General features: G+C 65.1%; 14 protein-coding genes. 7 read left to right on the top strand and 7 right to left on the bottom strand.

Features of this window, described 5'->3' with window-relative positions; genetic code table 11:
- Positions 1 to 2 precede the first annotated feature (2 nt).
- From ccoP to ccoS, 5 genes are read left to right on the top strand one after another with little or no spacing between them, the layout of a single operon-like run.
- On the top strand, positions 3 to 878 hold the full coding sequence (gene ccoP, locus HBA54_RS11310; RefSeq protein ID WP_167224488.1) for a cytochrome-c oxidase, cbb3-type subunit III: 876 nt from the start codon (positions 3 to 5) through the stop codon (positions 876 to 878).
- Positions 879 to 893: 15 nt separating this feature from the next.
- The gene (ccoG, locus tag HBA54_RS11305) at positions 894 to 2390 is read left to right on the top strand and encodes a cytochrome c oxidase accessory protein CcoG (protein ID WP_167224486.1); all 1497 of its coding nucleotides are present in this window, start codon (positions 894 to 896) and stop codon (positions 2388 to 2390) included.
- Positions 2387 to 2923 carry a FixH family protein gene (locus HBA54_RS11300; RefSeq protein WP_167224484.1) on the top strand — a complete coding sequence of 179 codons (537 nt, stop codon included), beginning with the start codon at positions 2387 to 2389 and terminating at the stop codon, positions 2921 to 2923. Before ccoG ends, HBA54_RS11300 begins: the two co-directional genes overlap by 4 nt.
- Positions 2911 to 5229: a heavy metal translocating P-type ATPase gene (locus tag HBA54_RS11295; RefSeq protein ID WP_167224482.1), complete on the top strand. Its 2319-nt coding sequence runs from the start codon at positions 2911 to 2913 to the stop codon at positions 5227 to 5229. The genes HBA54_RS11300 and HBA54_RS11295 overlap by 13 nt, the downstream gene beginning before the upstream one ends.
- The gene (gene ccoS / locus HBA54_RS11290; RefSeq protein ID WP_167224479.1) at positions 5226 to 5411 is read left to right on the top strand and encodes a cbb3-type cytochrome oxidase assembly protein CcoS; all 186 of its coding nucleotides are present in this window, start codon (positions 5226 to 5228) and stop codon (positions 5409 to 5411) included. The genes HBA54_RS11295 and ccoS overlap by 4 nt, the downstream gene beginning before the upstream one ends.
- Positions 5412 to 5555: 144 nt before the next feature.
- Here the strand turns inward: ccoS and HBA54_RS11285 are convergent, their stop codons facing one another.
- The 7 genes from HBA54_RS11285 to cobA all read right to left on the bottom strand — a co-directional run bounded on the left by HBA54_RS11285 (position 5556) and on the right by cobA (position 13248).
- The gene (locus HBA54_RS11285; protein ID WP_167224477.1) at positions 5556 to 6335 is read right to left on the bottom strand and encodes a DUF2189 domain-containing protein; all 780 of its coding nucleotides are present in this window, start codon (positions 6333 to 6335) and stop codon (positions 5556 to 5558) included.
- 140 nt (positions 6336 to 6475) lie between these two features.
- The gene (locus HBA54_RS11280; protein WP_167224475.1) at positions 6476 to 6997 is read right to left on the bottom strand and encodes an LEA/WHy family protein; all 522 of its coding nucleotides are present in this window, start codon (positions 6995 to 6997) and stop codon (positions 6476 to 6478) included.
- Positions 6994 to 9015: an AsmA family protein gene (locus tag HBA54_RS11275; RefSeq protein WP_167224473.1), complete on the bottom strand. Its 2022-nt coding sequence runs from the start codon at positions 9013 to 9015 to the stop codon at positions 6994 to 6996. Before HBA54_RS11275 ends, HBA54_RS11280 begins: the two co-directional genes overlap by 4 nt.
- Before the next feature lie 49 nt (positions 9016 to 9064).
- Positions 9065 to 9826, bottom strand: a complete 762-nt coding sequence (locus tag HBA54_RS11270) for a DUF4197 domain-containing protein (protein ID WP_322096022.1) — start codon at positions 9824 to 9826, stop codon at positions 9065 to 9067.
- 37 nt (positions 9827 to 9863) lie between these two features.
- On the bottom strand, positions 9864 to 10697 hold the full coding sequence (locus HBA54_RS11265) for a mechanosensitive ion channel family protein (RefSeq protein WP_167224471.1): 834 nt from the start codon (positions 10695 to 10697) through the stop codon (positions 9864 to 9866).
- A gap of 344 nt (positions 10698 to 11041) precedes the next feature.
- Complete coding sequence (locus tag HBA54_RS11260; RefSeq protein ID WP_167224469.1) at positions 11042 to 12424, bottom strand: cobyrinic acid a,c-diamide synthase CobB; 1383 nt, start codon at positions 12422 to 12424, stop codon at positions 11042 to 11044.
- The gene (gene cobA / locus HBA54_RS11255; protein ID WP_240932619.1) at positions 12421 to 13248 is read right to left on the bottom strand and encodes a uroporphyrinogen-III C-methyltransferase; all 828 of its coding nucleotides are present in this window, start codon (positions 13246 to 13248) and stop codon (positions 12421 to 12423) included. Before cobA ends, HBA54_RS11260 begins: the two co-directional genes overlap by 4 nt.
- A gap of 82 nt (positions 13249 to 13330) precedes the next feature.
- Between cobA and HBA54_RS11250 the strand changes: the two genes are divergently transcribed.
- Both HBA54_RS11250 and HBA54_RS11245 read left to right on the top strand, forming a co-directional pair.
- Entirely contained in the window at positions 13331 to 14428 is a 1098-nt protein-coding gene (locus tag HBA54_RS11250; RefSeq protein ID WP_167224464.1) for a cobalt-precorrin-5B (C(1))-methyltransferase, read from the top strand.
- Positions 14421 to 15170, top strand: coding sequence for a cobalt-precorrin-6A reductase (locus HBA54_RS11245; protein ID WP_167224462.1), 750 nt, complete (start codon positions 14421 to 14423; stop codon positions 15168 to 15170). Before HBA54_RS11250 ends, HBA54_RS11245 begins: the two co-directional genes overlap by 8 nt.
- Positions 15171 to 15191 lie beyond the last annotated feature (21 nt).

Below are 15191 nucleotides of genomic sequence, written 5' to 3'. Positions count from 1 at the left end.
CCGTGGCTGACAACAAAGAAGTCGATCACGTCTCGGGTGTCGAGACCACCGGGCACGAGTGGGACGGCATCAGGGAACTGAACAATCCCCTGCCCCGTTGGTGGCTCTGGACCTTCTACGCCTGTTGCATCTGGGCCGTGGCCTACTGGGTCGTGATGCCGGCCTGGCCGCTGATCAGCAGCCACACGACCGGCATGATCGGATATTCCTCGCGCGCTCAACTGGCCAAGACGGTCGAACAGGCGCGGGAGGCCCAAAGCGCCTACCTGACCCGCATCGATGCGGCTTCCCTGGAGGAGATCGCGGGCGACCAGGAACTGCTGGACTTCGCCCTGGCCGGCGGCGGCTCCGCCTTTGCCGTCAACTGTTCGCAGTGCCACGGCCGCGGCGCGGCCGGCTATGTCGGTTATCCGAACCTCAACGACGACGACTGGATCTGGGGCGGCGATCTCGCCGCCATCGACCAGACCATTCATTTCGGCATCCGCTCCGACCACGACGAGACCCGCCTCAACGAAATGCCGGCTTACGGGCGCGATGAGATCCTGACGCGTGAAGAGATCGACGATGTTGCGGAATACGTGCTCTCCCTTTCGGCCAGCGGCAGCGCCGCCGCCGCCGCCGCCGCGGCACGGGGGCAGGAGATCTTTGCGGAGCAATGCAGTGCCTGTCACATGGAAGACGGCAAGGGCGACTATGAACTGGGGGCGCCGAATCTGACGGACGCCATCTGGCTGTACGGCGGCGAAAAGACCGCGGTGGTGGAAAGCATCACCAACAGCCGCGCCGGCATGATGCCGGCCTGGACAGGGCGTCTGGACGAAACGACGATCAAGCAACTGGCAATCTATGTTCACTCGCTCGGGGGCGGTGAGTGAACCTAAGGAGAGACAATGGTCGAACAGGCGGTCGCCGAGGCCCCCGACACAGGAGTGAAGTCCGGGCATCATGGGGGCGTAGAACGCTCCGACGCTGAGGCGGTCAACAAGAAGGAAACGCGCTCCCTTTACCAGAAGCGGATAAAAATCTATCCGAAGATGGTCAAGGGCGCCTTCCGGCGGTGGAAGTGGGTCATCATGGCGCTGACCCTCGGCGTCTACTATCTGACGCCGTGGATTCGTTGGGATCGTGGCGCCAACGCCCCGGATCAGGCGGTGCTGATCGACTTTCCGGGCCGGCGCTTCTACTTCTTCTTCATCGAGATCTGGCCGCAGGAGGTCTACTACCTCACCGGACTGCTGATTCTCGCGGCCATCGGGCTGTTCCTGATCACCAGCCTGGCCGGGCGTGTCTGGTGCGGCTACACCTGCCCGCAAACCGTCTGGACCGACCTTTTCATTGCCGTGGAAAAGATCTTCCAGGGCGACCGCGCTGCGCGCATCCGCCTGGACAAAGCCCCCTGGGGCGCAACGAAGATCTTTCGCAAGGCCGGCACCCAGGTCGCCTGGGTTATCATCGCCATCTGTACCGGCGGCGCCTGGGTGTTCTATTTCGCCGACGCGCCGGCCTTGATGGGTGACCTGCTGGCCTTCCAGGCCCCGCCGGTATCCTACATCACCATCGGCGTGCTGGCCTTCACCACCTACCTGCTGGGCGGTTTCGCGCGCGAACAGGTCTGCACCTATATGTGCCCCTGGCCGCGCATCCAGGGCGGTCTGCTGGACGAAGAATCGCTGGTCATCACCTACAACGAGGACCGCGGCGAGCCGCGTGGCGCGCGTAAGAAGGATACCCATCCCGACAATCTGGGTGACTGCGTGGCCTGCAACCAGTGCGTCGCGGTCTGCCCCATGGGCATCGACATCCGCGACGGCCAGCAGCTGGAGTGCATCACCTGCGGGCTCTGCATCGATGCCTGCAACACGGTGATGGACAAGGTAGGGCTGCCGCGCAACCTGATCGAATACTCCACCCTGGCCAATGTCGAACGGGTCAGGGCGGGCGAAAAGCCGCGCCTGCGGCTGATCCGCCCGCGCACCCTGGTCTACAGCGGCCTCATTGTTCTGGTTGGCGTTATCATGCTGTTCAGCCTGATCACCCGGGCCGATCTGGATCTCAGCATCCTGCGCGACCGTAACCCGCTGTTCGTTACCCTCTCCGACGGCTCGATCCGCAACGGCTACACCGTCAAGATCATCAACAAGCAGCACCGCGAGAGAACCTTCCGCCTGGAAATCGAGGGGCTGCCGGGGGCGGCCCTGGCCGTCGTCGGATCGGGCGTCACGGCAGAAGCTCTGGTGGTTGGTCCGGACAACCTGGCCAGCTATCGTGTCTTTGCGACCGTGCCGCAGGCAGCGCTGCAGGACAGCGCCACCGACGTCCGCTTCCGCATCGTCGATCGCGAGGGCGGCGAGACAACCAACAATTCGGTGTTCAGGGGGCCGCAATGAGCGCGGACATAGGAATGGAAGCCAAGGGAATGGAGAGCAGCGTCATGGTGATCCGCGGCAAGCACGTTCTGATGGCGATGCTCGCCTTCTTCGGGGTGATCATTCTGGTGAACCTGATCTTCGTCTACTTCGCCCTCAACACCTGGACCGGGCTCACCACGGACAACGCCTATAAGGAAGGACTTCAATACAACGAGACCCTTTCGGCGCGCGACGCCCAGCGCGTGCTCGGCTGGCAGGCCAGCATTTCCGTGAGCGCCGCGCCCGACGGCGCGGACCGCCTGAGCGTGATCCTGCAGGATAGGGACGGCCGCCTGCTGTCCGACCTCTCGGTCAGCGGGACGCTGAAGCGCCCCACCCACGAAGGCTTCGATGAGAGCCTGAGCCTTACGGAGCAGGCACCGGGGCAGTACGCCGCGGAGCTCACCCTGCCGCTGCGCGGCAACTGGGACCTCACGCTTTCCGCCAGCCGTGCGGATGCACCGCCGGAGGCCATCCCCTTTGAGATGAAGACGCGGCTATGGCTGAAGTAGCGCCCGATATCGCGGAGCCAACGGCGAGCCCGTCCGGCAGCACGGGCACAACCCCGCTCTGCTGCCCCGCCGGCATGGTGGCGGAGCTGGTGCAGGAAAGCGAAACCGCGCTCAAAACCGACGACTTCGCCGATCAGCTTCAGCACAATGACGACGGCAGCGAGTCCCTGATCCTGGTGGTTCAGAACCTGCACTGCCCAAGCTGTATCCGCAGTATCGAATCGGCGGTCGAAAACAAGCCCGGCCTCCTGAAGGCGCGGGTCAATCTCAGTACCCGGCGCCTGAAACTGAACTGGGACCCGGCAGAGACAAACGCCGAGCCGCTGCTGGCCGCCGTGGCGGCGCGCGGCTATCGCCTGGTACCGCTGGACCCGGCGCAGCTGGAAAGCGCCGAAGCCGAGGAAGGGCGGGCCCTGCTGCGCGCCATGGCGGTGGCCGGTTTCGCCGCCAGCAACGTGATGCTGCTGTCGGTCGCGGTCTGGTCCGGCCTCGCCGCCGACATGGGCCCGGCCACGCGCACCCTGATGCACTGGGTCTCCGCCCTGATCGCCCTGCCGGCAGTGGCCTACGCCGGGCGCCCCTTCTTCCGTTCCGCCCTGGCGGCGGTCCGTGGCGGCCACACCAACATGGATGTGCCGATTTCCCTGGCGGTGCTGCTGGCCGCGGGCATGAGCCTGTCGGAGACCCTGCGTGGTGGCGAACAGGTCTTTTTCGACGCCTCCGTCATGCTGCTGTTCTTCCTGCTGATCGGCCGCTTCCTCGATCTGCGCCTGCGCGGGCGTGCCCGCTCGGCGGCGGAAAACCTGACCGCCCTGAAAGCCACTGCGGCCACGGTGGTGGCGCCGGACGGCAGCCTGCACAGCCTGCCCATCGCGCGTCTGGAACCGGGGATGACGGTTGCCGTCGCAGCCGGCGAGCGCATACCCGTGGACGGCAAGGTCCTGCTCGGCCGCTCGGAGGTCGACACCGCCCTGCTGACCGGCGAGAGCCTGCCCCGCCCGGTGGGCGAGGGATCGGAAGTCTTCGCCGGCACCGTCAACGGCGGCGGACCGTTGCGCATCACCGTCACCAAGCTCGCCGAGGCGAGCCTTCTGGCGGAGATCGTCCGCCTGATGGAAAATGCCGAGCAGGGCCGCGACCGCTACGTCCGCCTTGCCGACCGGGTGGCCCGGCACTACGCCCCGGCGGTCCATCTGCTGGCCGCCGCCACCTTCACCGGATGGATGGTGCTTTCCGACCTGCCCTGGCAGAGCTCTCTGATGATCGCCATTGCTGTGCTCATCATCACCTGCCCCTGTGCCCTGGGCCTGGCGGTTCCGGCCGTACAGGTCGCTGCGGTGGGGCGGCTTTTGAAGCAGGGTATTCTGGTGAAGTCCGCCGACGCCCTGGAACGCCTGGCCGCCGTCGATACCTTCGTCTTCGACAAGACCGGCACCCTGACCCTCGGCCGCCCAAGCCTGCAAAACGGCAGCGATATCGAACCCCAGGTTCTGGCGCTGGCCGCCGCGATGGCCCGCCACAGCCGCCACCCCCTGGCCCGCGCGCTCTGCCAAACCGCGCCAAGGACCGCAGACCGGGATCTGGTCGTGCAGGAGCACGCCGGTGACGGCCTCTCCACAGAACTGGACGGCAGGACGCTGCGGCTCGGCCGGCGCGGCTGGTGCGGCATCGCCGATGACGCGGCCGAGGGCGCCCAGGACGGCGCCATGGAACTTTGGCTGGCTGGCGGCGACTTTGCCCCGCAACGCTTCGTCTTCCGCGATGCACCACGCCCCGATACGGCAGACGTGATCAAACGGCTGCAGCGGCGCGGTATCGCCGTGGAGCTGCTTTCCGGCGACCGCAGCCCCGTGGCGGCGCAGCTTGCCAAGGATCTCGGTATCGACGTCTGGCATGGCGACTGCCGCCCGGCAGATAAGATCGCCCGGCTGGAAGCCCTGGCGGCAGAGGGTCGCAAAACGGCGATGATCGGCGACGGTCTGAACGATGCCCCGGCCCTGGCCGCCGCCTTTGCCTCACTCTCGCCCGCCGATGCCGCCGATATCAGCCAGATCGCCGCCGACATCGTTTTCCAGGGCGACCACCTTGCCCCCCTGGTCGAGGCCTTGGACACGGCGCGCAGCGCCAAGCGGCTGGTGCTGCAGAACTTCGCCCTGGCGATGCTCTACAACCTGATCGCCGTACCCATTGCGGTAGCCGGCTTCGTGACGCCCCTGATCGCGGCGGTGGCCATGTCGTCCTCGTCGATCATCGTCACCGCAAACGCCATGCGCCTGAACCTGAAAAGCCAGGGAAAAGACGCATGAGCGCCCTGGTCTATCTGATCCCGGTTGCCCTGTTCCTCGGGCTGCTCGGCCTCGCGGGCTTTCTCTGGGCCCTCAAAAGCGGCCAGTTCGAAGACCTGGACGGCGCCGCCCACCGCGTGCTCATGGATGATGATGAGGAATCGGCGTCTGAGCGGAAATCAGATAAGCCGGAGAAGCCATAGAGCAGACCCCGGTCGAGTGGAATCGGCCTCATAGAATTCACCCGGGGTGATCCATCGATCGGGGTCTGCTCTAACTTTTTGATGGCGATCGGATTTACATGTTTTGGCGCAACCACAAAGTGGTTCCGCCAAACATGATCCGATCTAGCGCCCGATGGTGTCGCGGTAGGCGTGCCAGGTGGCATGGCCGACCAGCGGGAAGGTGATGATCAGCCCCAGGAACAGGGTCACCAGGCCGCAGGCGGTGAGCAGGGCGATCAGCCAGGCCCAAAGCAGCATCGGCTTGGGATTGCGCCTGACCGACTGGATCGAGGTGATGACGGCGGTCATGAAGTCGACGTCGCGCTCCATCAGCAAGGGCACGGAAATCACGCTGACCGCAAAGACCAGAGCAGCCAGCAGCGCACCGGCGGCAGAGCCGACCATCAACAGCATCAGGCCGTTCATGGTGAACAGAAGGGTCGGCACGATCTCCGCCAGCGGCGGGAAATGGGTGGTGCCGAGAAAGAGGGCGAACAGCAGGGTGGCCAGACGCATCCAGATCAGCAGGACAATCATCAGGGTGACCCCCAGAAAGGCCAGCCGCATGGGCGAACGCGTCGCCACGAAAAGCGCAACGCCGAGAGAGACCGGCTCGCCGGTTTCCAGCCTGCGGCTGGTCTCGTAAAGGCCGACCGCCAGCATCGGCCCGACCAGCATGAAACCCGCCGTCAGGGGCAGCAGCAGATAAGCGAGGTCCGCCAGCAGAACCCCGGCCGTGATGGCAAAGGAGACCAGGCAGAAGATCGCCCCATAGACCAGGCTTACCCCCGGCGCCTGCCAGAGATCCCGCCAGCCGGCGGAAAGCCAGGACCAGGGCCGCTCCAGCTCCAGGCGGCGGACCGTCGGATAGCTGATTTGCGGGTCGTTGTGGGTAACCGTCATAGCGCGCCTTCTCCCGGCATAGGGTCTTTGTTTGGGAGTCGAGGGCGCCCCCACCATGGCCCAGGAATTCCTGGGCCCTAGTTTAGCCTGCCGTTCCAAAGATCGGAAGCCTGCAGTCGAAACCGGCAGATAGCGACTAGCTAGCGCTGTTCGGCGCGGATCTGCTGCTCACGCGACAGCCGGAAGGTGCCGATCGATTCATAGGGCGCCTGGCGCCGGGCCAGGCTGTCCAGATAGGCAATGCCATGCACCCGGTAGGTCAGATCGCCGCGCTCGGCCAACAGCAACATCTGCTGCACCAGATCGACAAAGGTGGTCGAGGCAATGACGGAAAGCCCAGCCTCGCCAAGGCGCGGCACCGTCACGGTCTCGTTGGAAAAGCCCCTGGCGAAGTTCGCCCCGTTGACGTCGAGATCGAAGGTCAGGCCATCCAACGGCAGGGCGAAGTCGTTGGGATTGCCGATCCTGATGTCGATCTGGAAACGCTGCTCGAAAACGCCGCTGTCGAGCAGGCGCAGATCGGTGATCCGTACCTGCGGCGGGATCGGCGCGGTCGAAGCGCAGCCCGCAAGGAAGACAAGCAGGAGCGGAACGACGGCCAATGTCGCGCCGCGCAGCCGCACGGTTGCCTGCTTGCCAAGCCTTGCGATCCCGCCGATCAATTGCCGAAGAGACCCTTCTTCAGATCAAGCGGTGATGTCGAGCCGCCCTCTCCTTCGGACTTGGGCGCCAGCTTGTCGAGCAGGTCCTTGGCGCCGCCCTCAGGCACCTTCTCCAACAAGGCACCGGGGTCCTTGATCTGGTCCTTTAAGGCGCCCTCCAAGTCCGGTTTGTAGGAGATATCGTTCCAGGGTCCGGTCACCTTGATAGGCACGGCGATACCGGACAGGTCGGACTGGCCGCCCTGTCCTTCCAGCGAGCTCACCAGCTTCGGCTTCACCTGATAGTCGATGGTCTTGGGCGGCAGGGGAATGGTCCCCTCACCGGTCATGCGGACAAGCGGCGCAACAAGAGAGAGGTCCTTGTTGGAGACAATGCCCTTGTCGATCTGGAAGGTGCCCGACAGTTCGGCAAAGTCGGTCTGTTCGGCGTCGCTGAAGGACTGCTCGATGGCCGCAGCGGAGATGTTGCGCATCATGGCCGCCAGATTGATCCCCTTCACGGCACCGTCCTTGAAGACCACAGCGCCATTACCCTTCAAACTGGAAACCAGTTCTTTTTGGGAGCCGCCGGCAGCCGTTACCGACAGCTGGGTTTCCGTCGTCCCCAGGATGCGGTCGAAGTCCGCCAGATCGCTGAGGAAAGGTCCAGCCTGGAAATTGGCGAGGTCGAAATCGGCAGCCACCACCGGCTTGCCGCTGGCGCCGTCGACCACGATCTTACCCTTGCCAGCCCCGTCATAGAGCTGCATTTCCGCGAGATCCGCCGTCAGCTTGCTGTCCTGCAGAAGAACCGCGAGGCTGCTCTTGCCGATCTTCACTTCCTTGAACTGGATACCCCCGGCGTTGAAGGCCAGGTCGGCATCGAGGGCGCCCAGGGCGCTGACGTCAATCGGTTCGTCGCTCCAGCCGCCCTGGCCGGCGTCGCCGCCCGATCCGGCAGCACCGTCGGAACCGCCCGCGCTTGGCGTACCGTCCTCGCTCTCGGGCGGCAGATAGGGATTGAGGTTCAGTTGATCGACATTCAGCTCGGCTTTGATCATCGGCTTGGCGCCCCGCGCATCGACGGAAAACAGGCCGTCGGCGGCGATCTCGTCGATCGAGAGCTTGGCGTCGGTGAGCGCGACTTTCGCCCCCATCATTTCCAGCACGCCTTCAAGGTTGAAGGGGCCAAGGCCTTCGCCGGGGAAGTCCAGGGGATTGCCGGTCCAGGCCGCCAGGTTGCGGATCGAGGGAATGGCCAGGGCAAGCTGCCCCTGCAGGCCCAGATCATCGGCATTGCGCGCCGCACCGTCGAAGGAAAAGGTAACCGGCGCCGCTTCGACTTTCATGGCCAGATTGCTGGCCTCGCCGGACATCAGGTTCTGCGGGCTCTCCGCGTCAACCGTAAGGGCAATGGTTTCGCCCTTCCAGACCGCCGAGCCTTCGGCGGCAAAGGGTTCCGACAGGCTGGGCAGCGAAAGCTCCATGTTGATCTCGCTGACGGTCTCTTCCTGGCCGCCCTTGCGGTCGATGTAGGAAAGGGTGCCGTCCACCAGACGCACCTCGCCGAGGCTGATTTCGCTCACCGCCGAACCGCTATCGCCGCTACCCGCGGCCGATCCGCCACCATCGGCGGCCGGCGCCGCGCTGCCGGTCTGGATATCCCAGTTGGCCTTGCCCTCGGCATCGACCTCAAGGTTGATCACCGGCCGCTCCAGGATGAAGCGATCGACCACCACCTCGCCGCTGATCAGCGGCAGAATCTGCAGCGCAACATCGAGGCGTTCGATGGTGGCCATCTCCGGCGTCGTCGCGCCCGGCGCATTCGAGAATCCGACATCCTCGACGGAAATCGCGATGGCGGGAAACAGGGACAGCGAGATCGGGCCGTCGATGCGCAGATCGCGCCCGGTCGCCTCTTTTGCCCGCGCCTGGATCTCACCCTTATAGCTTTCCAGCGGCACAAGCTGGGGAACGATGATCACGGCCGCAATCAGCAGGACCACAATCACGCCAAGGCCAATAAAAAGCTTCTTCATGCTACTTAAACCCTCCAAACAAAGCGCCGCTCACTGTCGGCAGGCGCCGTTATTCCCCAAATACCTTTTGCAGAATTTCCGTCGTACGCTTGGCCGGATCACTGCGAATCGCCGCTTCTTCACGGGCGACATAGGTGAAAAGACCGTCGAGTGCCTGCTCCAAGGCATAGTCGGTCAGATCCGCCTTGGCATCGGGCACCAAGGGCAGCGCACGATACTCCCCCATCATATTGTCGTAGGCGGCAATGGCGCCGACCTCTGCAAGACTGTTGTCCACGACCGGGCGCATGGCGTCGGAAAGCGGCGGCGTCATCTTGTCCTGGAAGTAACGGGTCGCCGCATCTTCCGGGCCGTTCAAGATGCCCTCCGCATCTTCCACCGACATCTCTGAAATCGCGTCCCAGAAAATCTGCTTGGCCTGAGGCGTCGCTTCTTCCGCCGCGCGGTTGAGCCGCAGCTCCAGATCATCCGCCAGATCGGACATGCCGACGGTCTGAAGTGCTTTCTGCACCTTCTGCAGGGAGTCGGGCAAGGGAATATGAATGTCGGGATCCGCGTTGAAGCCGTCGGTCTGGCCGAGTAGACCGACCACGCGCTCGGTGCCGACTTTCAGGGCCTCACGAAGGCCGTCGCCGATCTCCGCCGAACTGAGGCTTGTCGATGAAAGCCCGCCGGCGGTCTCACCATCGCCCGATTTCAACAGGTCCTTTGCCTTGTCGAAAAGACTGCCCTGGGCAAGCGCCGGGTCGGGCGAAAATGAGGCGCCCAAAGAAAGGGCAAAAAAGGCCAGCGTGAGGGCGAGAGCCCGCACCCCGGCCTTTGCTGGATCGCGCCTGTCGCGCGTCTTGTTACTCCGCCGCCGCGCTGCCGGCCGTATGGACCATGCGTTGCGGGTAGGGAATTGAGATATTTTCACTATCCATCCGATTCTTCAGGTTCTTGGTCATGTCGAACTTGAGACCCCAGTAGTCGGCCGCATTGCACCAGAGCCGAACCGTGAAGTTCACCGAGCTGTCGCCCAGGTCGGTCACGGCAGCCATCGGCGCCGGGTCGGCCAGAACCCTGGAGTCCTTCTTGCTCTCATCCACACAGGCGGCAAGGGCGCGGTCGATGTCGTCCTCGTAGGCGATGCCGATCACCAGATCGACGCGGCGCGTCGCATGGAAGCTGTAGTTCTTGATCGCCGATCCCCAAAGCTGCGAATTGGGGGCAATGATCTGAACGTTGTCGGGCGTCGCCAGCTCAGTGATGAAGAGGGTGATGCTCTTCACCGTGCCGGCCAAGCCGCCGCCTTCGATGTAGTCGCCGATCTTGAAGGGCCGGAAGAGCAGCAGCATAACACCGGCGGCGACATTGCTGAGCGTTCCCTGCAGCGCCAGACCGATGGCCAGGCCGGCGGCACCCAGTACGGCGATAAAGCTGGTGGTCTCAATGCCGAACTGCGCCAGAACGGCAACAATGGTGAAAATGACCACCGCATAGTAGGCAAGGCTGGCAAAGAAGGCCCTGAGGGTCTCATCGACCTTCTCGATCTTGCTCAACGCCTTGCTGACCGTCGCCTTCACCCAGCCGGCAATCATGAAGCCGACAATCAGAATGACGATGGCGCCGACGACGCTCAGCCCGTAAGAGGTGACCAGTCCGACCACCATGCCCCAAATACCCGCTACTGAATCTTCCATCTAACGCTCCCCGGATTTCCTGCTGTGGTAGACGGCCCGGCCAGCGTCTCAGGCCGAACCCCACAGATTCTTGTTTCAATCTTTAGCGGCCTTGGACGATCGGCACTGAAACGCCTCAGACAAACCGAGGGTTTCACCCACCGGTCAACAACGCCGCCCCCCTTGGTAATCTAATCAAATAGTAAAGTAAAATCGAATGATTCGCTTATGAGTCGCCCCTTATAGGCATGCCAGGCGATCATATGAAAGTCGCGAGACTACAGCGTCTTTCGCAAGGGCAATCCAAAGTCAATTCTGTGACGAATACAACCTTAGGCGTTATTCTTCGCAACCACACGCAGTTTCTATTGCCGACCTTCCCGGTCGATGAGATGCAAAAACGATCCCATGACACAACCCTGGCGTTGTCCCGCCGCCCCGTTGGTCTGCCCGGAGGCGGGCGCAACCTGAAAGAGCGGATCGCCGCCGGCTGCCTGCGCCATCGCGTAGTGAAACTCATGGGCGCGGTAGGCCGTTCCCGCCCGCCCCAAAGGTCCGTCCGCCCGAATCTCCGCGCGGCGGTAGCCCAGGCTTCGCCGGGCATTCATAAGCGAGCTTTCCAAGGGCAGCAGGCCGAGCATTTCATGGGTCTGGCCGGCTGAATCCTCCAGTCCGCTGCCGAGGACCATGTAACCGCCGCACTCGCCGTATACCACCGCATTGCGGGCCACGGCCGCCTGCATGCCTGCGCGGAAGCCTCGGTTGGCCGCCAGGGCCACGGCATGCAGTTCCGGATAGCCGCCCGGCAGGTAGACCGCGTCGGCCGCCGGGTCGGGGCCTTCGTCAGCGAGCGGCGAAAAAAAGGAAACCTCGGCGCCGGCGTCCCGCCAAGCCGCCAGAACCAGTGGGTAACAGAACGCAAAGGCGACATCGCGCGCCACCGCAATGCGTTGGCCCAAAGGCGCCAGTGGGCAAGCCAGGGTCGACGGCGCGGCATCTGAGGCAGCCACTGTGAAGGGACGGGCGGCTGCGAGCAGCGCGGGCACGTCGATCTGCCCACCGAGAGCAGAGGCCGCCGTTTCGAGAAACCGCTCCAGGGCCGGGTCCTCCCCTGCCTGGACAAGGCCCAGATGTCGTGACGGCCTTTCCAGTTCCGGCATCCGGCGCAGGGCGCCGAGGACCGGAACACCGGCCTCATGACAGGCGGCGCGCAGCAGGCACTCATGACGCTCCGACGCGACCGAATTCAGGATCACCCCGCCGAGTGCGACCTTCTCATGAAACGCCGCGAAGCCACGCACCAAAGCAGCCACCGAGGCCGCCATGCCTTTGCAATCCACCACCAGGATCACGGGCCAGGCGGTCATCGCCGCGAGAGAGGCGGTGGAGCCGGCGGCCAGGCCGTGGCCGTCGGTCACGGCGGCGCCGTCGAACAGGCCCATGACCCCCTCGCCAACGATCAGTTCCGCATCCCTGCCGGCCTGGCCGAGGGCGGCCGCCAGGGTCTGCTCCCGCATTGCCCAGGAATCGAGATTGAGGCAGGCACGCCCGGAAGCGGCCGCATGAAAGCCGGGATCGATGTAGTCCGGGCCGACCTTTATGGCGGAAACCCTATGCCCAAGCCGGCGCAGATAGCGCAGCAGGGCAAGGGTGACCGTGGTCTTGCCGCTGCCCGATGCGGGGGCGGCGATCAGCAGCCCGGCCGGGCCGGGCCCAGCCGGGCCGCCCCCAGCCGCGCTGCCGGTCATCCCGTTTCGCGCCGGTGGCGCAGCCCCAGGGGATCGTCATCCAGTTCGCGGCCTTCGGCAGCGCCCTGCCAGTCGAGACCGGCGCGCAGGCGCACCACCTCGCCGATCACCACGATACAGGGCGGTTCGATCCCCGCCGCCGTGACCTCTTCGGCACAGCGCGCCAGACAAGTCTCCAGAATGGTCTGCGCCGGCAGCGTCGCCTGGCTGACCACCGCCACCGGTTCCGACGGGGAACGCCCGTGTTCGATCAAGGCGCCGGCAATGGCCGCGATGTGCTTCAATGCCATGTAGAGCACGATGACCGGCGACCCCTTGGCGAGCGCGGCCCAGTCAATGCCGTCGGGCACCTCACCGCCGACCCCGTGGCCGGTCAGGAAGGTCACGGCGGAGTTGGTATCGCGGTGGGTCACCGGGATGCCGGCGTAGGCAAGGCCGCCGATCCCCGCGGAAATACCCGGCACAATGCGGAAGGGCACGCCCGCCGCAACCAGGGAAAGGGCTTCCTCTCCGCCGCGGCCGAAAACAAAGGGGTCGCCGCCCTTCAGGCGCAGCACCCGCTTGCCCTCCTTGGCCAGGCGCACCAGACGCTGGGAGATATCGGCCTGGACCGGCGAGGGCCGCCCGCCGCGCTTGCCGGCATAGATGCGCTCGCAGTCCGCCGGCGCGAGATCCAGCACCGCCTCGCCCACCAGGGCGTCATAGACCAGTACATCGGCCTGCTGCAGGGCGTTGACGGCGTGCAGGGTCAGCAGGCCGGGATCGCCGGGGCCGGCGCCCACCAGCCAGACCGTGCCCGGCTGAAACACCGGTAATGCCTTCAACGTGGTATTCATGCAAAAGAGTGTAGACGCCCCGGCCCGCCAAGCCTAGCCAGGGAAATGCCTGGATTTGTAGAATAGCGACATGACACGAAAGCCCGAGGGCGAACTGAAGAGAGGCTGGACCACAGGCGCCTGCGCAACGGCGGCGACCAAGGCCGCCTATACCGCGCTGCTGACCGGCGGTTTTCCCGACCCGGTGACCATCACCCTGCCGAAGGGCGAGCAACCGGCCTTTGCCCTGGCGCGGGAGAAACTGGAAGGCGGCGCCGCCAGCGCCGCCATCGTCAAGGACGCCGGCGACGACCCGGACGTGACCCATCTGGCCCTGGTCGGCGCGACGATACGACTTGGCGCACCCGGCCAGGGCGTCGTCTTCAAGGCCGGCACGGGCGTCGGGACCGTCACCAAACCGGGCCTGCCCCTGGCCGTCGGGGAGCCGGCGATCAACCCGGTCCCGCGTCAGATGATGCAGGCGGTCATCGCCGAGGTTGCCTCGGCCCATGGTGCGACGGGCGACGTGGAGGTCGAGATCTCGGTGGAGGACGGGGCCGCGCTGGCGGAGAAAACCTGGAACCCGCGCCTCGGCATCCTCGGCGGGCTCTCGATCCTCGGCACCACCGGCGTGGTGGTGCCGTTTTCCTGCTCGGCCTGGATCCACTCGATCCATCGCGGCATCGATGTCGCCCGCGCCAACAAGCTGCCCCATGTCGCCGCCTGCACCGGCTCCACCTCAGAGGCGGCGGTACAGCAACGCTACGATCTGCCGGAAATCGCCTTGTTGGACATGGGCGATTTCGCCGGCGGCCTTTTGAAGTATCTGCGCAAGCACCCGCTGCCGCGCCTGACCATCGGCGGCGGCTTCGGCAAGCTCTGCAAACTGGCCGCCGGGCACCTGGACCTGCATTCCGGGCGCAGCCAGGTCGATTTCGATCTTCTGGCAAATACCCTGGAGGGCCTGGATGCCGCCCCCAAGCTGGTGGACGACTGCCGCCGGGCCAACACCGCCAAGCAGGTCCTGGATATCGCAACCGCTGCCGGCCTGCCGCTGGCCGACTCCGTCGCAGCCGCTGCCCGGACAACCGCGTTGTCGGTACTGGGCGGCGAGACCGCCGTCGAGGTGCTGATCTTCGACCGCCAGGGCAAAGCGGTCGGCCGCGCGGCGGAGGCTGCCGATGGCTGAGGCCCACCGCATCCTGTTGCTGGGCGGTACCAACGATTCCCGGGAATTGGCGGAGCGGCTTGCGGAACGCGACGGCATCGAGGTCATCACCTCCCTGGCCGGGCGTACCGAACACCCCTTGGCCATCCCGGGTTCATTGCGCATCGGCGGCTTCGGCGGCGTCGAGGCCCTGACCCGCTACCTGGCAGAAGAGCACATCGACCTGCTGGTCGATGCGACCCACCCCTTCGCAGAGCGTATATCCGATAACGCCGCGGCGGCATGCTGTCGAAGCGGCACGCCGCGCCTGGTTCTCAGCCGTCCGCCCTGGCAGGCGGTGGCGGGCGATCACTGGATCACGGTCGCCGATGCCAAGGCCGCTGCCCGGGCCTTGGCCGGACGCGCAAGACGGGTTTTTCTTTCGGTCGGCCGCCAGGAACTGGAAGCCTTCGAAGCGCTCACGGATATCTGGTTCCTGGTGCGCATGATCGACGCGCCGCGCGGCGACCTGCCCCTCAGGAATTACGAAGTCGTGCTGGGCCGCGGGCCCTTCGAGGCAAACGGCGAGCGCGCACTTTTGCTGCTGCACGGTATTCAGGCGCTGGTCGCCAAGAACAGCGGCGGCGAAGCCACCTATGCCAAGATCGCCGTCGCCCGCGAACTCGGCCTGCCGGTCGTGATGATCGAACGGCCGGTCTGCCGGAAAGCGGAAACCGCCACATCGGTCGATGACGCCCTGAGTTGGATTGCCGCGCGGCTTTAGGCCATAGTCCGTTTAAGTCAT

The organism is Pelagibius litoralis (assembly GCF_011683915.1).
Classification (GTDB): Bacteria; Pseudomonadota; Alphaproteobacteria; order Kiloniellales; family Kiloniellaceae; genus Pelagibius; species Pelagibius litoralis.
The sequence above is the reverse complement of the archived record's forward strand: the minus strand, read 5'-3'. Positions and strand labels throughout refer to the sequence as shown.